Genomic DNA, 16829 nt, shown 5'->3' with positions numbered 1-16829 from the left:
CGAGGGCCGCGGACAGTGCGGCCGTCCCGGTGTGCCGGTCCGGGGTGAGCACCCAGGGCCGGCCCGTGAAGAGGCCGGCGCGCGCCGCGTACGGCCCGGGTCGCTCGCCCCCGCCATGGGGTGGCCGCCGACGAAGGCGTCCAGCGCGCAGCCCGCCGCCGTGGCGGCCCGGTGCACGGACTCCTTGGCGCTGGCCACATCCGTGTAGCAGCGGGCCAGGCCGCGCGACTGCCACTCGCGCAGCACCGGAGCGACCGCGCCCGGCGGCACCGCGATCACCGCCAGGTCGGCGGGTTCCGGTGGTGCGCCCTCGTACCCCCGGCAGCGTTCGGCCGCCACCGCCTGGGTCACCGGGTCGCGGTCGATGATGTGCACCCGCACCCCGCATCCGTGCAGGTCCATGCCGATCGAGGTGCCGATCAGCCCGCCGCCCACCACCGCCACCGTTCGCATCGGCGGCTCAGCGTCCCGTGCCGGTACGCCAGACGACCGGGCAGAACGCGGGGTCGGAGTAGTCGGGTTCGCCCGCGGGCGTACGGCGGACGAGGACGTCGTGGTTGTACTCGACCGGTGTTCCGTCGGACAGCTGGAACGGCCGGTGGCGGTTGGCGCCGTCCTGCAGATGCAGCGAGATCGCCCGGCGCGGCCGGTCACTGAGGTTGGGTCCGCTGCCGTGGTACGTCCGGCAGTGGTGGAAGCTGACATGGCCCTTGGGGATGTCCATCGGGACCTTCGTGACCTGGGTGCTGTTGTGCGTGGCGTTCTGGGCCAGCATCCGGTCCAGCTCCGAGCGGTCCCGTTCGGCGAAGTGCCGGGTGGCGCTGTCGACGACGCCGGCCTCGCGCCAGCGGTGGCTGCCGTCGATCATCGTGATGGTGCCCATCCCGGTTCCGCAGTCGTGGAAGGGGATGAAGGCGGTGAGCATGCGCTCCGAGGTGCAGGTGGCCCAGTAGTGCTTGTCGAAGTGCCAGGGCACCAGGTTGGTGCGCTCGTCGGGCCGCGGCGGCTTGTAGATCATCGTGGCCTGGAAGACCCGGATCTCGTCGGCCTCGGCCAGCCGGGCCGCGACCGCACCGAGCAGCGGCTTGCGCAGGATCGCGGCGATCCGGTCGTCCTCGTAGTGGATGTAGTCGTTGTGCCGCTGGACCGGCCCGTCCTCAGGAGTCCAGTACGCCAGCCTGGCCGGCCGGACCGGCAGGGTGCGGTCCCGGTGGCCCGCGTAGTACCGGTCGCTCGCCGAGGTCAGTACGTCGATCTCGTCGTCGGTGAACAGCTTGCGCGACAGGTACCAGCCGCGCTCGGCGTACTGCCGCACTTCGTCGTCCGTCGGCAGCAGTGCCGCTTCCTCGTCGGTGAGCTTGAATTCCGTCTGTCCCGCGTCCATGAACTGCCTTCCCCGCTGTCCTGTTCCCCGCTCGGACCGCCGCGGCGCTCAGACCGCCGCGGCGCTCGAACCGTCGCGTTCCACGGCCTCGTAGAGCGCCCTGATGTTTCCGCTGCCGAAGCTGCGCGCCCCGCGCCGCTCGATGACCTCCATGAAGTAGGTGCGCCGCACGTGCATGGACTGGGTGAAGATCTGCAGGATCTCGCCCCAGTGGTCCCGGTCGATCAGGACGTTGGTGCGGCGCAGTTCCGCCGCGTCGACGGTGGTGGCCCCGATCCGTCCCGCGACGCCGTCGTAGTAGCCGTCGGGGGTGGCCAGGAAGCGGGCTCCGCGCTGCTGCAGCCGGTCCACGGCGGTGAAGATGTCGGGCGCCAGGAAGGCCAGGTGCTGCACTCCGGCGCCGCCGTGCCGGCCGATGAAGTCGTCGATCTGGCCGGGCCTGCGGGTGGTGTCGGGCTCCAGGATCGTGAAGGTGACACCGCCAGAAGGGGACTGCACCACCTTGGAGTTCATCGCCTGCTCGCCCACCTCGATGTACTCCTCGAAGACCTGGGCGAAGCCGAACGCCTTCTCGTAGTGGGCGACCGTGCGGTCCAGTTCGCCGGCCGCCACGCACACCGCGACGTGGTCGATCAGCTCGAAGAGCGACTCCCCGTCCTCCGGGTCCGGGGCGAGGGTCTGCATCCGGCCCGGCAGGAATGCGTCCGGGTCGCCGTGCCGCTCCACGAAGCGGTGCACGACATCACCGAACCCGGCGACCTCGGCGATCACCACCCGGGCACCGGCGTCCGCGTACTCGGCCGGCTCCCGCACGGGGGCCGCGCCCTGTTCGACGGCGGCGTGGAACTCGGCCCTGGCGTCATCGGTGCCGAAGGCGATCACCGCCGCACCGTCGCCGTGCCGGCTGACGTATCCGGCCGCCTCGGCGGTCGCGGTGAGCGCCGAGGTGAGCACGAGGCGGACCCCGCCCTGGCGCAGCAGCAGCGAGCGGTGTCCAATGAGGCCGGTCTCCGGGCCGCCCTCGGCGCACAGCCGGAAGCCGAAGGCACCGCAGAGGTAGAAGGACGACTGCTGGGCGTCGCCCACGAAGAACTCGACGTGGTCAATACCTGCGATCATGAGTGTGGTTCTCCCTTGGACGGGATGTTCCGGCGGGGCGCGTTCGCGCGCCCCTTCAGGCCGGATCCAGGTCGGTGCGACGCACGGTCGCGCGGAAGCGGCAGACCTCCGAGCCGCTGGTCATGCACTCGCTGCGGCTGTCCTCGACGGTGAGTCCCATGCCCTCGAACCAGCCGGCCCGCATCTCCAGGCAGGGGCACCGGTAACTGTCGAAGGACCGGGCGGCCTTGAGCATCTTCAGCGCGAAGTGCTCGGTGACCACGGTCTCGAAGGTGTCGGGGCCGACCGCGTGGTGCTGGTAGTTGGTCATGTCCTCGGGCCACATGACCCGGGGGATCTCCTTGAACCGGTCGACGAACTCGTCCATCGGCAGCTTCTCGAAGTCGACGTCGTGCCGGGCGGTGTACCAGCGGGCGACGCGGCGGGCAACGAAGAGCATCGCCTCCGCGTTGATCTCGTTGGCCGCCTCCTGCCCGTACCGCTTCAGCACGCCCTGGTACCAGCGGGCGTCGTGCAGCCACCAGAACTTGTGCAGCGGCAGGTCGACTGCCCGCTCAGCCATCGCTGCGCGTTCCGTCGGCGAGGCGCCGGCCCCGGGTGGTGGGGGTGCCGATGGCCAGCGAGATGTTGTGCCCGCCGAATCCGAAGGAGTTGGAGAGCGCCGCCCGCACCTCGGTCCGGTACGCCTTTCCACGGACGTGGTTGAGCTCGCAGCCCCGGCCGACCTGGTCCAGGTTGAACGTCGGCGGCAGCGTGCCGTGGGCGACGGCCAGCACGGTGGCGGCGGCCTCGAACGCCCCGGAGGCGCCCATCAGATGGCCGGTGACGGACTTGGTGGAGCTGACCGGCGGGGTCTCGTCGCCGAACACCGCCCGGATCGCCCGCGCCTCGGCGATGTCGCCGAGCCCGGTGCTGGTGGCGTGCGCGTTGACGTATCCGATGTCCTCGGGCCGCAGCCCGGCCCGCGCGACGGCCTTGCGCATGCAGGCCGCGGCGCCCGAGCCGTCCGGGCGGGGCTTGGTCACGTGGTACCCGTCGGTGGTCGCGCCCCAGCCGATGACATCGGCGTATCCGGCGGCGCCACGGGCGTCCGCGTGCTCGGCCCGCTCCAGGATGAACATCGCGGCGCCCTCGCCCAGCACATAGCCGTTGCGGTCCTGGTCGAACGGCCGGCTCGCCTTGGTCGGGTCGTCGTAACCGTTCGCCAGCGAACGGGCGTTGACGAACGCGGCCGCGACCGTCGGGTGCAGCGGCGCGTCGGAGCCGCCGCAGACCACCACGTCCGCCTCGCCCTCGCGGATCAGCCGGAACGCCTCGGCGACGGCCTGGCCGCCCCCGGCGCAGGCGGTGGACAGCAGCAGGCTGTAGCCGCGGATGCCGTACTTGATGGCGATCCGGGCGGCCGACATGTTGGGGATCATCCCCGGGCACAGATACGGGCTGACCGCGCTGCGGCCGCGCTCGCGGCGCGCCGCGGCCTGCTCCTCGTACGTCCGCAGCGGTCCGCCGGCGGTGGAGGTGATCACCGCGACCCGCTCCGGGTCCGCGTTCTCGCCGACCCGCAGCCCGGAGTCGGTCATCGCCTGCTCCGCCGCGGCGAGCGCGAGGATCAGGAAGCGGTCGACGCCCGGGTCGATCGGCGGCTTCAGCACCTCGGCCGGGTCGATGTCGGGTGCCTGGGAGACCACCTCGACCAGGGACTGCTCACCCAGTTCCGGGGTGGGCCGGGAGAGCTGCGAGCGCCCCTCGCACAGGGCGTCGAAGGTGTCCACGAGGTCCCGCCCCAGCGAACTGACCACACCGATACCGGTGACGACCACACCCGTTTCCGATCGTACGCTCATACCGTCTCAACTCCCTGCTCGATCACGGGCATTGCCTTCGCCTGGCTGTAGCGCTCGCGCAGAATGACCTTGCGGACCTTGCCGGTCGGCCCGTGCGGGATGTCCTCGTCGTCGACCACCACGACGCTCCGTACGGTGGCCGCGACATGCTCGTCGAGGGCGCCGCGCACCCGCTCGTCGAGGTCCGCCGGCGCCTTCGCGCCGGGGAGGATGCTCACCAGCACCTCGGTGGTCACCGCACCGTCCGGGCCCGGCACCGCGATGACGGTGCAGTCGGACACCTCCGGGCAGCGGGCCAGGATCTGTTCCTCCGACTGCGCGGTGTGCAGATAGCGCCCGCCGGACAGCGCGACCGTGTCCACGACCCGGTCGACGTGGTAGTAGTAGCCGGCCTCGTCCCGGTAGACGAGGTCCCCGGTGAGGAAGTAGCCGGCCCTGCGGGTGCGGTAGGTGGTGGCCGAGTCGTTCCAGTACCCGGGGGACACGGTGGGCGCGTTCACGCCCAGTTCACCGATCCGGCCGGGCGGCAGCGGCTCGCCCAGCTCGTCGAGGACGGCCACCTCGGCGAACGCGTGCGGCTTGCCGATGCACCGGTTGTAGCGGTCGGTCTCGGCGGTGTGCGTGATGAAGAACATCGAGTGGCCCATCTCGCTGGAGCCCAGGCCGTCCATGAAGGTGGCGCCCTCCTTGCGGGCGATCCCGCCGCCGCGCTGGGCGACCAGCCGGTGGCCGACCGCGACCAGCTTCCTGATGTGCGCCTCGTGCGCGGCGTCCCCGGTGTTCCACCACATCTGCACGCTGCCCAGGTCGTACGCGCTCAGGTCCCGGTTGACCAGCTGCGGCCAGGTGGCCGCGAAACCGAAGACGCACGACGGCTTCCACCGGTCCACCGCCTCCAGGACCTTCAGGCCGTCCTGCCCCGACACGAGCATCAGCTCGGTGCCGCTGCACAGCGCCAGCGTCACCGCGATCACCATCGCCGCGTGGTTGGCCGGCAGGGCGCTGAGCATCCGGTCGATGGTGCGCGGTTTGGGCAGCGAGAGCCGGTGCCGGGAGGCGGCGAACAGACTGGCGTGGGTGGCGATCACGGGCTTGGGCAGCCCGGTGGTCCCGGAGGAGTGGGTGACGACGGCGGCGTCGGTGGGGTGGAAGCGGTACTGGCCGGGTGCCAGGGCCGGGTCGCCGGTGCCGGTCTCGGCGATGTCACCGAGCAGCAGGCCGGGGAACTCCCCGTCGCCGAGCCGTGCGCGGTGCGCGGCGTCGGTGAGCAGCGCGCGGGGCGCCACCTTCCCGATGTAGGCGCGGGCCGTGGTCCCGTCCATGTTCGCGTTGAGCAGCGCCGGGATGGCCCCGATCCGGGTCAGCGCGAGATAGGCGAGCACATGGTCGGCCGCGGTGGAGACGAACACCGCGACCGCGTCGCGTGGCTGCACCCCCCACGTGTGCAGCCACGCCGCGCGGGCGGTGACGGCACGCTCCAGGTCGGGCAGCGTCAGCCGCTGCCAGGCCGGGTGCCCGTCGACCTCGGAGTCGAACGTCAGCGCCGACTCGGCGGACTCCCCGGCGCGGGCGACCAGGGTGCTGAGCACGTTGCCGACGCCCAGCTCCTGGTCGGCCGCGAGTTGGGCTCGCAATTGTCGGACGGTCATGTGGCTTTCTCCCTGTGAGGGTCGAACAGGAGGGGCTGGACAGGGTGACGGGGGCTCTCCGGGGAGCGCCGGCGGGCCGTTCGTGATCGGCCGGACAGGCGTCAGGCGGCCTGGAGGCGGCTCGCCGACTCCGCCGCGATCTGATCGATCGTCATCATCGCGAAGCGCTCGGACTCGTCCTCGTCGATCTGCACCCCGAAGCGGTCCTCCAGCTGCATCACGAGGTCGGCCACGCCCAGGGAGTCGAGGTCGATGCCGGCGGGTCCCAGCGAGCTCGACCCGCTGACCGTCTCCGGGTCGTACTTCATCTTGATCAGGGCCGAGATGAGGAACTGGCTAATGTCGTCCTTCACTGGTGTACTGCCTCTCATGTCTGCGCGCCCGGCGATGGATCCGAACGCGGTCACTGTGGTGCTGGCCCCGGCCTGCGGGGACCGGCGGAACGCCGCCCGGCGACTGCTGTCGCGGGTCGCGGACGAGCTGCTCGGGGCGCCGGCTGCGGCGCGCATCGAGCGCGACGGACTGGGCCGCCCGTATCTCACCCGGGCGGACGGGGCGGAACTTCAGGTGAGCATCAGCCACTGCGACGACGTGGTCGCCGTGGCCCTCACCCGGTCCGGACGAGTGGGTGTGGATGTGGAGTTGCTGCGCACGCTGCCCGCCCTGCGGCTGGCCGGGCGCTACTTCGACCGTGCCGAGGCACAGTGGCTGGCGGACCGCCCCGCGGCCGGCCGCACCCCGGACTTCCTTCGTCTGTGGACGGCGAAGGAGGCGCTGGGCAAGGCACTCGGCGTGGGACTGCGGGGCGGCGGACTGCGGCGCCGGGTGCCGCCGGAGCTACTGGTCGACGCGGACGAGCTGTCGCCGCTGCCGGACGGTCCTGACCTCTCACTGGCGCTGCCGCCGGCGCCGTACGGCCTGGTCGTGGCGGTGGCGGCGCAGGGGTCCCCCGCCGGACTGCCGCTGCGGCTCTACGGATCGGGCCACGCGGGATGCCGGCCTTGGCCCCTTGCGGGCGGCTCATGACGGGGCCGCCGCGCCGGGCCGGGAGGCGTTGAGCGTCTCGGCGTTGCGGATCGGCTTGCCACTGCTGGTCCGCGGGAGCGCCGGCAGGACGTAGACGGCGCGGGGCCGTTTGTAGCCCGCGAGCCGCTGTCTCAGATAGGCCTCGATCTCGGGCGCACCGGTGCCTCCGCCGTCCAGTGCCACGAACGCCTGGATCGCACCGTCGTGGACGACCACCGCCTCGGTCACGCCCGGCGCACCGGCCAGTGTCTGTTCGACCTCGTTCAGATCGACCTTGAGCCCGCCGACCGACACCTGGGAGTCGAGTCTGCCGAGGACGGTCACCCGTCCCGTGGAGGCGTCGACCGTCCCGGCGTCCCGGGTGTGCAGCCAGCCGTCCGACCACCGGCTCGGGTCGGGGTCGCCGAGATAGGGCGACGCCGGCTGCCGCAGCATCAGTTCGCCGTTCTCCACCCGGAGTTCATGGCCGGGTGCGGGCAGCAGGGCCGGCCGGTGCTCACCGAGTACGTCGACGGCCATCACTCCGGCCTCGGTCATCCCGTACATCGTGCCGATGCGTACCCCGTACCGCTGCGCGAAGGAGTTCCACAGCGCGTCGCGGACCAGCTCACCGCCGGTGATGACCCGTCGGAACAGCGGCAGCGCGGGCGGGTCGGCCACCCGGGCCAGCAGGTCGACCTGGGAGGGCACCCCGATGAGCACGGTGGGTGCGGTCGCCTCGACGAGGGTGCGCAGGATGCCGTCCTTGCCGGTGTGCCGGGGTATGACCATCTCGGCACCGGTGTGCAGGCTGTTGAGGAGGCCACCGACCAGGCCGAGCACGTTGGTCATCGACGCGAGCATCACCACCTGGTGGCCGGCGCCCGGGAAGCCGTCGATCCGGGTGTAGCGCTCGACCTCGGCCACCAGGTCCGCGGCCGTGCGGCCGATGACCTTGGAGGGGCCGGTGGAGCCCGAGCTGAACTGGATGAGGGCGTGCCCGGTCCCGGGCGCCCGGCCGCCGGCCAGCGGCCTGATCACGCTTCCGGTGTCCCGGAAGCCGCGCATCATGCCGGTGGCCGGTTCGGCCGGCTCCACGATGAACTGCGGAGCCAGCCGCTCGACACAGGAATTCACTTCGAATGCGGTGAAGCGGTGGTCCACCAGAATGGCCTGCGCACCGGATTTCCAGACCGCCAGCACATGGGCGATGAATTCGAGCGAAGGAGGCAGATGAACGGCGACGGAACCCCCGGTGTGCAGCCCGGCGTCCCGCAATTGCTGCTGCCGTTCCGACACCAGCTTCCGCAGCCGGCCACGTTCGATGGATTCTCCGAGCCGGAGTACCGGCTCATCGGCCGGACCGGCGAGAAACAGCTCGTCAACGTCCACGCGGACTTCCCATTCACCTGACTGGACAGCCACCTGATGCGGTCGCCTCAGGACGCTTCAAGCTTCGCTCAAGCGGTTCCGGCAGTCCATGCGTTACAGCTGCGGTTGCCGGCGCAGTACCGGCAGAATTTCCGTCAGCCGACGGCGGAAATGCTGGTCGCCACCGCGTGGTGAACAGCCGGGGATTCCGACTCCGCGACGAATTCAGCGAATCGCCGGACGCCCTCGTCCACGAGTTCGGGCGGCACCGCGCTGCACGACAGCCGCAGCCTGCGCACGCCGCCACCGCCGATGTAGAACGGGCTCATGGGCGTCCACAGGACCTGGTGCCGCCCGGCGGACCGCTCAAGGGCCCGCTCGTCCGCGTCGAAGGGCACGGACAGCACCACGAAGAAGCCACCCTCGGGCCGGTTCCAGTCGATGCCCCGTGCGGTGCGCTCCGGTTCGGGGAAGTACCGGTCGAGCGCGTCGAGCAGCCGGGCCATGTTCTCCCGGTAGAAGGCGGCCGCGGCCAGCGACGCGGTCCGCATCCGGAACCCGTGCCGCACCAGGAGCCCGCCGATCACGGCCTGGCTGAGCGCCGGGGTGTTGACGGTCGTCATGCTCTTGACCTTCGCGAGCTGGTCGGCGAGCAGTGTGCTCCCGCCGGGCCCCTCGACGCGCTGGTCGGCGACGACATAGCCGATCCTGGCCCCCGGGAACCCGGTCTTGGCCAGCGAACCGAGGTAGATCACCCGGCGGTCGGTGTCCAGCGCCTTGAGGGTGGGCCGGGTGCTCTCCGCGTCGGCCCGGAACATCCCGTACGGGTTGTCCTCCAGGATCAGCAGCCCCTCCTCCCCCGCCGCCGCCAGGAGTTCCCGGCGGGCCGGCACGGTCATGCAGACGCCGGACGGGTTGGCGAAGTCCGGCACGAGATACAGGGCGCGCGGCCGCAGCCCCTGCGCGCGGGCCCGGCGGGCGGCGGCCGCGACGTCGGCGGCGTCGATCCCGTGCTCGCCCTCCGGGACCGGGAAGAGCGGGATGTCGAGCAGCCGGGCCGCGCCGCTGATGCCGACGTAGCAGGGCGAGGGCGCGAGGAGGACGTCGTCGGGCCCGGCACACAGGGCCCGCAGCACCAGCAGCATGCCTTCCTGGGCGCCGACGGTCACCACGATCGCCTCGGGCGGGACGTCGATGCCCTCGTCCTCGGCGAGCGAGCGCGCGATCGGCTCGCGGATGATGCCGGCGGTGGGGCCGTACTGCATGAGCAGGGTGCTGATCTGCGGCTCGCCGAGTCCCCGGTCCCGTCGCAGATGGTCGGTCCAAGCGGTGAGGCAGTCGGTGATGACGGCGGGGTCGAGCAGCGGGTCGTAGGGGCGGCCCGGCGCGAACGAGATGGCTTCGGGGTAGCGGGAGACCACCTCGTTGAGGAAGTTCATGGCGTCGAGCACCGGGTCGCGGAGCGAACCGTGCAGGTCCTCGATCCGCAGCACGGCGTCTCCTGCGGGGGTCGGCGAGGTCATACGCGCACCTCACCGAGCCGCTCGGCCAGGAACGCGGCCGCCTCGTCCTGGGCGGTGGCGGCGGCGTCCAACTCCCCCGGCATCGCGAAGAATCCGTGGATCATGCCGTCGTACCGGCTCAGCGTCACCGGCACCCCGGCGGCGGCGAGGCACTCGGCGTACTGCTCGCCCTCGTCCCGCAGCGGGTCGTACTCCGCAGTGATCACCAGCGCTGGCGGCAGCCCGCCGAGGTCCCCGGCACGCAGCGGTGACGCGTACGGGTCGGCGCCGTGCGCCGGGTCGGCCAGGTAGTGCCGCCAGTACCAGTCCACCGAACGGTGGTTGAAGAACACCGGGTCCTGGTTCTCGCGCCGCGACGCGGTGTCGGCGCGATGGTCGGTGTTGGGGTACACCAGCAACTGGGCGGCGATCTGCGGGCCTCCGTGGTCGCGCAGGTGCAGTGTCAGGGCGGCGGCGAGGTTGGCGCCCGCGCTGTCACCGCCCAGTGCGAGCCGCGAGCCGTCGCCGCCGTGCACGTCGGCGTGCCCGGCGATCCATTCGACGGCGGCCCGGCAGTCGTACAGCGCGGCGGGGAACCTGTGCTCCGGGGCGAGCCGGTAGCCCACCGACACCACGACGCAGCCCGCCGCGTTGGCGAGCCTGCGGCAGATCGCGTCGCAGGTGTCGAGCGTGCCGAGGGTCCAGCCGCCGCCGAAGAAGTAGCAGAGCACGGGGAGCGGGCGGCCGTCGGACTCCGGCCGGTACACCCGGACGGGCAACAGCCCGCCGGGCCCCGGGATCTCGGCGTCGAGGACGCTCCCGACGGGCTCCGGAACCCCGCCGGCGGACCGGGCGGCGGCCAGGTCCGCCGCACGCGCCTCGGCGAGATCCAGTGTGTACAGGGGCCGGGTCCCGGCGGCGGCGAGACGCGCGCGCAGGGTCTCCACTTGGGGATGGAGCGACACATGCCCTCCAGAAGGAGCGGACGAACGGGCGGGCGGCTGGGAGACCCGCGGGAAGCCGCTCTCCAGCACACCCGCTCACCACGGGTGGTGTCCATGTGTCCGGTCGGCGCTTTGGCAGCAGTTTCGGCCGCGGCCAGCAGCGCTGGGACAGGAAGCGCTGAGCTCAGCCGCCGTGGCCCGTGTGCCCCGATGCCGCCTGGATCGTTCCGCCGAGTGTCGCGCGCAGGCCCTTCAGGGCCTCCTGGGACTGGGCCGTGACGACCCAGCGGGTCCCGACGAGGTAGATGCCGCCGTACGCCTGAGCCTCGGTCAGCCAGTCGCGCTGGCCGGTTTCCGCGGCGAAGGTGAGCATGCGGAACTCACCCTGGTCGGTACGGCACGAACCCTGTCGCAGTTCCGTCGCGACCACACTGATGTCGGCCTTGCAGCCGAGAACAGCGGCGATCTGCTGTATCGAGGCGGGGCCGGCGACCACCGGTGCGGTGGTGGGAACTGCTGCCGCCGTGCTTTTCGTGTGCGCATTTCCGGCGCAGCCGCTCAGCAGGACCACACACAGCGCCGCGACAACACGTCCCCGTCGCATATTCGGCACATCAACCCCATTGATTCGGTCGGAATTCCGGAATTCCGTCGTTCCGGGACTCTGCTTCTTCTCCCCGCGCGGGGCGGGTGCCCGCACGGGGAGGCCGGGGCCCGGTGACCGGGCCCGGTCCTCCCCGTGCGGATGGGCGCCGGGGGGCGGGTGTCAGGAACCCGCGCCGGCCTTCTTGCCACCCTGGGTGACCGCGAACCACAGACCCATCTTGCCCTGGCCGTTGATGTCACCGGGCTTCTCGTCCCCGGTGAACCAGTAGACGGGCCAGCAGTCGATGGCGAGCTGCTTCGTTCCGTCCGGCCGGGTGACGGTGCCGACCAGCTTGGTCGCCACTCCGCGCACCTTGGTCTTGTCGACGGGCTTGGCGGGCTTCCAGGTGTTCAGGCAGGCGTCGAGGCAGGCGAACTTCATCGGCCAGGCGCTGTCCTTGTTGAAGCGGTAGAGCGTCCGCATCTTCCCGTCCACGATGATCTTGCCCAGCTCGTCGTTGTCGGTGACCGACAGCGGGACGTCACTGACCTGGCTCTGCGTCTGGCTGGGGCTGGGGGCGGGAGCTGCGGCGGCCTGCTGTCCGGCCTTCTTGCCGTCGGGCGCCAGTGCGTTCCACGTTCCGCCGACCCCGTGGCCCTTGGTGTCACCGGCCTGGGTGTCCATGGCGTAGCGGTACACCGGCCAGCCCGCGAGGGTCAGCTGGCGGCTGCCGTCGGTCCTGATGACCTCGCCCAGCAGCTCGGGCTTGATGCCCGCGGAGGCGGTGGCGTCGTCGGCCGGTACGGCGGGCCAGGTGATGGCGCAGGCGCCGTCACAGTTGGACTTGGGCGGCTGGGCGGTGTCCTTGTCGAACCGGTAGAGGGTGAACCCCTTGCTGTCGGTGACGATCGGACCCAGCTTCCCGTCGCTGCGCACCGCCAGTTCCTTGGCCGGCTCGCCCTTCTTCGCGCCCGCCTGGGCGTCCGTGCCGTATCCGCCCGTACTGGTCGCACCGTAGTCCGAGCCGTATCCGGTCCCTATGTCCTTGCTGTCTCCAGCGGGCTGGACATTGGCTCCCTGGGCGTTGTTGCCGGTCTTTTCACTACTGCCGCATCCTGCCGTCAGCAGAAAGACCACGGTGGCCGCTCCAGCGAATGCCGCTCGACGCCTGTTTACCATGACTGCTCCTTCGCATTCGGTCCGGCGGCTTCGCTCGCCGTTGCTCATGGATACGGGGGGAACCCCGGTGGGCGTTCAGCCGATTCAAAACTTGTCACATCAGGGCAAGAACCGAGCGATTGAACGTTGCGTGGGAGCACGGCATTTGCACACGTGAGGACGGTGATTGCCGTCGCGGCACGGGCGGTCGAGCCGCCCCGCGCGCTCAGTCCTGGATGCGCAGCGCGAGGGCGGGGCAGCGGCGTATCGCACGCAGGGCCTTCGGGCGCAGCCGTCCGGGCAGGTCCATGGACGCCTTCTCCGGATAGCCGTCGGCGCCGAGCTGGATGATCTCGGGGAGGACGTCCATGCAGAGGCCGTGCCCCTGGCACCGCGTCCAGTCCACGAGCAGCCGCTCCGTGGTCTGTTCGGCGGCCGGCGCCACGGCGGTCTCATCGGCGGGCAGCGGGAGGGTGCCGAGCACCGGCCGGCCGCAGCCGCTGCCGAGCGCGTGGTCGTCGAAGTCGTCCGGGAACATCGTGAGCGCAGACTCCACGAAACGTGAGGTCCCGTCGGGGTGGCTGCAGGCGCCGCGGCCCAGGACCGAGCGCAGCCGGGTCCGCACGGCGTCGAGCGCCGCCATGCCGCCGCCGTGGGCGGCCTGTTCGAGGGCGTCGGCGAGCGCCGGCAACCCCAGTACGCAGGGCCCGCACTGGCCCGCGGACTCGCCGGCCATCCAGCGAGCCACCCGTACGACCTCGCCCACGGGGCAGGTGTCCTCGGGCAGCGGCAGCACCGCTCCCGCTCCGAGCACCGCGCCGTACGAGACCAGCGACTCCCGGGAGATCTCCGCCGCCTTCGCGGAGTACGGGTCAAGCCATTTGCCGTGATAGCCGCCGATCAGCACACCCTGGCCGGGGCCGAGCCCGCACAGTTCCAGGATGTACGACAGCGGGACACCGGTCGGTGTCTCCATCACCGTGGCCCCGGCGACGGTCAGCAGCAGCGTGCCCGGCTCCGTCGGCAGGCCCACGGAGCGGTAGCCCAGTGCGCCGACCCGTGCCGCGAGGGCGAGCTGGGCGTAGGTCTCGGTGTTGGACAGCAGGGTGGGCAGACCGCCCAGGCCCCGGTCGCTCGTCCGGATGGAACGCCCGGAGGGCAGCGCGGGACCGTTGCTCAGCCCGCTGACGTGAGCGGAACTCTCCCCCGTGACGAAACGCTCGGGCAGCAGGGTCACCCGGAGCTTGAGGCCGACCGGGCCGCGTTCGTAGATGGCGTCCTGAACGGACTGCTCGACGTCGGTCCTGGTCACCCCGACGACGACCTCCTCGGCGTTCAGTGCCGCGGCGGCCAGCAGCGCTCCGTCGAGCACCAGGTGCGGGGAGTGCAGCAGCAGCGCCGTGTCCTTGAGACAGCTGGGCTCGCCCTCGCTGCCGTTGACGACGACGGCCGTGCGGCCGTCCCGGCTCTCGGCCGCCCGGGTCACCGACTTCAGTTTCCGGGCGAACGGGAAGCCCGCTCCCCCGCGGCCGCGCAGGTCGATGTCCTCGGCGAGCGCCAGCAGTTCCTCCGGCCGCAGCCGCGGCAGCGAGCCGTGCACGGCCAGATGCGTGACACGGTCCAGCCGCGGCACCTCGTCCAGTCCGGCGAGCACCCGCGGCGGTCCGACACAACCGATCGCCGGACGGGGGCCGTTCACGGCCGCCATCCAGCGGTGCTGTCGACCCGCCCGCCGGAGCGGTCCATGGTGCCCGTGTCCTGGCGCGGCACGTAGAGAGCGGCCCGCGGCGGGCGGTCCGGCTCACGCGGTGGGACGACCCGGTAGCCGGCGGTCGGTGCGGCCTGCGGTCCGACGGCGGTGCGATTCTGCCGGGTTCTGAGTCGCACGGTGAGGACCAGGACGATGCCGAGCAGGCACAGGACGTAGGACACCGTCACCCAGGTGTTGGCGGGCCGGCCGGCCTTCAGGCCGTGCAGCAGCGACGCGCCCCAGGCCGGATAGGCGCCCATGTGCAGGGCCCGCCACCAGCGCGAGCGGGTGCCGGAGGCGAACGCGCTGCGTACCGCGCCGGTCACCGCCACGGTCAGGAACAGATACCCGGCGAGGGTGCCGAGCCCGATCAGCAGCGGTTGGCGGCCGTCCGTGAAGGGCACGGCCGCGGCACCCGCGCTGGTCTCCTGCCGCTGCACCTTCACCCAGATGTGCAGGGCGAGGAAGCCGAGACCGCTGCTCGCCAGACCCCGGTGCACCCCCTGGGCGAGCAGCCGGTGACTGGAGTGCAGCAGCAGCCGGTCGGTGGCGGCCAGGCCCCACAGCACGGTGGCGGTGAGCGACACCAGCGAGAGGACTCCCGCTCCGAAGTCCAGGAAGTCCAGCGGCCTGCTGAACGCGCCCACGTTGCCCGCGACGGCCAACGCGATGAGGATCACCAGAGCGAGCGTGACGACGGTGACCGGACGCCGGCTGCCGGCGCCGGACAGCAAAGGAGGCCGGCGGACGGCTCGCCGTCCGCCGGCGGCCGCTCCGGCGCTCATTCTCCTTCGGTGTGACCGCCCCGACTGGCGCGAGCCGTTCGGGCGGGGGAACTGCGTGGGGGACAAGGGCATAGGGAAAGCCTCCCGAGCGGGGGTACCGAGCACTGCAAGTCGCACCCGGAGCCCAGGGGGTTGATATCGGCGCTGCCTGGCGGCAGCTGGTGGGACCCGGGGCAGCACAGGCCCGCACGGGGGACAGGAGGAGCCGGAACTCGCCGCTACACGACGGCGGTCGGACCGGCTCCGGTGCGGATTCTCGGAGGGATCGCCTCCACAGCCGACGAGCAGTGACCGGGGTGCAGCAGCATCGCTCAACTTCCCAGCATCTCCACAAGATTTATCGCATCGTGACAAGTTCCTGCTTCCCCGTCGTCGTCACGGTGTGCAACTGCGGAAGATGCTCAACCAAGTGCTTCCGGTTCCGGCCGGGCCGGGTCTAAACCGGCCCGGCCGCACCCTGGTGGTAAAGACCCGGTAAAACTCCGGGACCATCGGCGGGAAGCAACCTCTAGGAGGGCGCAGGAGGACCCTCAACTCCTCCGCCGGACAAGGACGACGGCGATGGAGGCAACCTCCGCAAGACCTGTCCTCCCCCAGGCAGGTCTTACCCCGGCATGAACGAGGTAGAGATGTGCGAACTTCTTAACCGCATCTGGTCCCTCCCCCGTGGCGAATGGACTCGCGTTCTGCGCAAGGAACTCCCGTCACTGGCAGATGAGATGGTCGAGGCGCTTCGGCATGAAATTCCCGGCTTCGCCGACCTTCTCCAGGACATGGGCCGCGAATCGGTCAGGCAGGGGCTCGAAGAAGCCCTGCTGACGGCTCTCGGCTACCGGAAGCCACCGAAGGACGAAGACATCCCCCAGGAGCTGCCCACCACCGCGGCACCCCTCGACCGGTCACGCCAGGAGCTGTTCAACGCACTGACCGGTGCCACCGAGGTACCGGACGCAGTCCTCCCGGAACTGGCCCGCAGAGCCGGCTGGCCACTGCCCGACACCGTCCGGGCCGTCGCCGTCAGCTCCCCCGGCGAGGCCCACCAACTGGCGGCGACCCTGGACGACTGCCTGGTCGGCATGGGCGGCGACGGACCGTGCCTGCTGATACCCAGCCCCGACCCGGACACCCGCGGCGCACTGGAGGCCGCCCTGCGCGGCCGCTCCACCGCCGTCGGACACTCCGTCCCGGTACGTGACGCCGCATCGTCACTGCGCTGGGCACGACGCCTGCTGACCCTGACCCCCACCCCCGGAGGACCCGACGCCCGGCCCGTCTTCGTCGACGACCACCTCTCCACCCTGCTGCTCCTCCAGGACGAACCCCTGGCCAAGGCCTTGGCGGCCCGCTGGCTGCGGCCGCTCGCAGGACTGACACCACGCCAGAGCGAACGGCTGGAAGTGACCCTGCTGGCCTGGCTCGAAGGCGGCGGCGCACCGGAGGCGGCGAAAGCCCTGAGTGTGCACCCCCAAACGGTGCGCTACCGCATGCGCCAGCTGGAGAAGCTGTTCGGACAGGGACTGCGTGACCCCCGCACCCGCTTCGAACTCGAGATGGCCCTGCGCAGCCGCCGGCTGATGGCGGAGATAGGACGGCGCAGCTCCCGGGTCACCCGAAGGGCGCGAACCGTCGCGGTGGGCTTCCGTCCGCTGGTCGTCGCACGGGAAGCACGCGTCAACGGCCTCTGACCCACCCGGGCCGGCCGGCCCGCCCCGGCGGATCACGGAGCCATCCG

At 71.5% G+C, this 16829-nt stretch carries 15 protein-coding genes and 1 pseudogene; 2 read left to right on the top strand and 14 right to left on the bottom strand.

Annotated elements, in window-relative coordinates:
• Positions 1-28: 28 nt before the first annotated feature.
• The 7 genes and pseudogenes from LNW73_RS36495 to LNW73_RS29990 all read right to left on the bottom strand — a co-directional run.
• Positions 29-402: pseudogene (locus LNW73_RS36495) on the bottom strand (prephenate dehydrogenase/arogenate dehydrogenase family protein); the annotation flags it as partial.
• A gap of 58 nt (positions 403-460) precedes the next feature.
• Positions 461-1384, bottom strand: a complete 924-nt coding sequence (locus tag LNW73_RS30015) for a phytanoyl-CoA dioxygenase family protein (protein ID WP_250974583.1) — start codon at positions 1382-1384, stop codon at positions 461-463.
• 48 nt (positions 1385-1432) lie between these two features.
• Positions 1433-2503 (bottom strand): 4-hydroxyphenylpyruvate dioxygenase, encoded by a 1071-nt coding sequence (hppD, locus tag LNW73_RS30010; RefSeq protein ID WP_250992056.1) that lies wholly within the window; start codon positions 2501-2503, stop codon positions 1433-1435.
• A 55-nt stretch (positions 2504-2558) separates the two neighbouring features.
• Positions 2559-3065: an L-2-amino-thiazoline-4-carboxylic acid hydrolase gene (locus LNW73_RS30005; RefSeq protein ID WP_250992055.1), complete on the bottom strand. Its 507-nt coding sequence runs from the start codon at positions 3063-3065 to the stop codon at positions 2559-2561.
• Positions 3058-4347 carry a beta-ketoacyl-[acyl-carrier-protein] synthase family protein gene (locus LNW73_RS30000; RefSeq protein ID WP_250992054.1) on the bottom strand — a complete coding sequence of 430 codons (1290 nt, stop codon included), beginning with the start codon at positions 4345-4347 and terminating at the stop codon, positions 3058-3060. Before LNW73_RS30000 ends, LNW73_RS30005 begins: the two co-directional genes overlap by 8 nt.
• Positions 4344-5996 carry a class I adenylate-forming enzyme family protein gene (locus tag LNW73_RS29995; RefSeq protein ID WP_250992053.1) on the bottom strand — a complete coding sequence of 551 codons (1653 nt, stop codon included), beginning with the start codon at positions 5994-5996 and terminating at the stop codon, positions 4344-4346. The genes LNW73_RS30000 and LNW73_RS29995 overlap by 4 nt, the downstream gene beginning before the upstream one ends.
• 101 nt (positions 5997-6097) lie before the next feature.
• The gene (locus LNW73_RS29990) at positions 6098-6349 is read right to left on the bottom strand and encodes an acyl carrier protein (protein WP_250974588.1); all 252 of its coding nucleotides are present in this window, start codon (positions 6347-6349) and stop codon (positions 6098-6100) included.
• 16 nt (positions 6350-6365) lie between these two features.
• On the opposite strand from LNW73_RS29990, the gene LNW73_RS29985 reads away from it, so the two are divergent.
• On the top strand, positions 6366-7022 hold the full coding sequence (locus tag LNW73_RS29985) for a 4'-phosphopantetheinyl transferase family protein (RefSeq protein ID WP_250992052.1): 657 nt from the start codon (positions 6366-6368) through the stop codon (positions 7020-7022).
• Here the strand turns inward: LNW73_RS29985 and LNW73_RS29980 are convergent.
• The 7 genes from LNW73_RS29980 to LNW73_RS29950 all read right to left on the bottom strand — a co-directional run bounded on the left by LNW73_RS29980 (position 7017) and on the right by LNW73_RS29950 (position 15097).
• Entirely contained in the window at positions 7017-8393 is a 1377-nt protein-coding gene (locus LNW73_RS29980; protein WP_250992051.1) for a class I adenylate-forming enzyme family protein, read from the bottom strand. The genes LNW73_RS29985 and LNW73_RS29980 overlap by 6 nt on opposite strands.
• A 134-nt stretch (positions 8394-8527) precedes the next feature.
• Positions 8528-9895: an aminotransferase-like domain-containing protein gene (locus tag LNW73_RS29975; protein WP_250992050.1), complete on the bottom strand. Its 1368-nt coding sequence runs from the start codon at positions 9893-9895 to the stop codon at positions 8528-8530.
• The gene (locus tag LNW73_RS29970; RefSeq protein ID WP_250992049.1) at positions 9892-10839 is read right to left on the bottom strand and encodes an alpha/beta hydrolase; all 948 of its coding nucleotides are present in this window, start codon (positions 10837-10839) and stop codon (positions 9892-9894) included. The genes LNW73_RS29975 and LNW73_RS29970 overlap by 4 nt, the downstream gene beginning before the upstream one ends.
• Positions 10840-11002: 163 nt before the next feature.
• Entirely contained in the window at positions 11003-11422 is a 420-nt protein-coding gene (locus LNW73_RS29965; RefSeq protein WP_250992048.1) for a hypothetical protein, read from the bottom strand.
• Between the two features lie 162 nt (positions 11423-11584).
• Complete coding sequence (locus LNW73_RS29960) at positions 11585-12583, bottom strand: SCO0930 family lipoprotein (RefSeq protein WP_285391799.1); 999 nt, start codon at positions 12581-12583, stop codon at positions 11585-11587.
• Between the two features lie 205 nt (positions 12584-12788).
• On the bottom strand, positions 12789-14270 hold the full coding sequence (locus LNW73_RS29955) for an NADH-ubiquinone oxidoreductase-F iron-sulfur binding region domain-containing protein (RefSeq protein WP_250992046.1): 1482 nt from the start codon (positions 14268-14270) through the stop codon (positions 12789-12791).
• Positions 14258-15097, bottom strand: coding sequence for a hypothetical protein (locus tag LNW73_RS29950; RefSeq protein ID WP_250974596.1), 840 nt, complete (start codon positions 15095-15097; stop codon positions 14258-14260). The genes LNW73_RS29955 and LNW73_RS29950 overlap by 13 nt, the downstream gene beginning before the upstream one ends.
• A gap of 614 nt (positions 15098-15711) precedes the next feature.
• Here LNW73_RS29950 and LNW73_RS29945 point away from each other — a divergent pair.
• Positions 15712-16782, top strand: coding sequence for a PucR family transcriptional regulator (locus LNW73_RS29945; protein WP_250974597.1), 1071 nt, complete (start codon positions 15712-15714; stop codon positions 16780-16782).
• Positions 16783-16829: the final 47 nt, after the last annotated feature.

The organism is Streptomyces sp. RKAG337 (assembly GCF_023701715.1).
Lineage (GTDB): Bacteria > Actinomycetota > Actinomycetes > Streptomycetales > Streptomycetaceae > Actinacidiphila.
This window is presented reverse-complemented; position numbering and strand designations above follow the sequence as displayed.

Coding starts and splice junctions, on each gene's coding strand:
- LNW73_RS29960 (WP_285391799.1), bottom strand. CDS start 12,583: ATGGTAAACAGGCGTCGAGCGGCATTCGCTGGAGCGGCCACCGTGGTC.
- LNW73_RS30005 (WP_250992055.1), bottom strand. CDS start 3,065: ATGGCTGAGCGGGCAGTCGACCTGCCGCTGCACAAGTTCTGGTGGCTG.
- hppD (WP_250992056.1), bottom strand. CDS start 2,503: ATGATCGCAGGTATTGACCACGTCGAGTTCTTCGTGGGCGACGCCCAG.
- LNW73_RS29995 (WP_250992053.1), bottom strand. CDS start 5,996: ATGACCGTCCGACAATTGCGAGCCCAACTCGCGGCCGACCAGGAGCTG.
- LNW73_RS29945 (WP_250974597.1), top strand. CDS start 15,712: ATGAACGAGGTAGAGATGTGCGAACTTCTTAACCGCATCTGGTCCCTC.
- LNW73_RS30015 (WP_250974583.1), bottom strand. CDS start 1,384: ATGGACGCGGGACAGACGGAATTCAAGCTCACCGACGAGGAAGCGGCA.
- LNW73_RS29975 (WP_250992050.1), bottom strand. CDS start 9,895: ATGACCTCGCCGACCCCCGCAGGAGACGCCGTGCTGCGGATCGAGGAC.
- LNW73_RS29955 (WP_250992046.1), bottom strand. CDS start 14,270: ATGGCGGCCGTGAACGGCCCCCGTCCGGCGATCGGTTGTGTCGGACCG.
- LNW73_RS29950 (WP_250974596.1), bottom strand. CDS start 15,097: ATGAGCGCCGGAGCGGCCGCCGGCGGACGGCGAGCCGTCCGCCGGCCT.
- LNW73_RS29985 (WP_250992052.1), top strand. CDS start 6,366: ATGTCTGCGCGCCCGGCGATGGATCCGAACGCGGTCACTGTGGTGCTG.
- LNW73_RS30000 (WP_250992054.1), bottom strand. CDS start 4,347: ATGAGCGTACGATCGGAAACGGGTGTGGTCGTCACCGGTATCGGTGTG.
- LNW73_RS29965 (WP_250992048.1), bottom strand. CDS start 11,422: ATGCGACGGGGACGTGTTGTCGCGGCGCTGTGTGTGGTCCTGCTGAGC.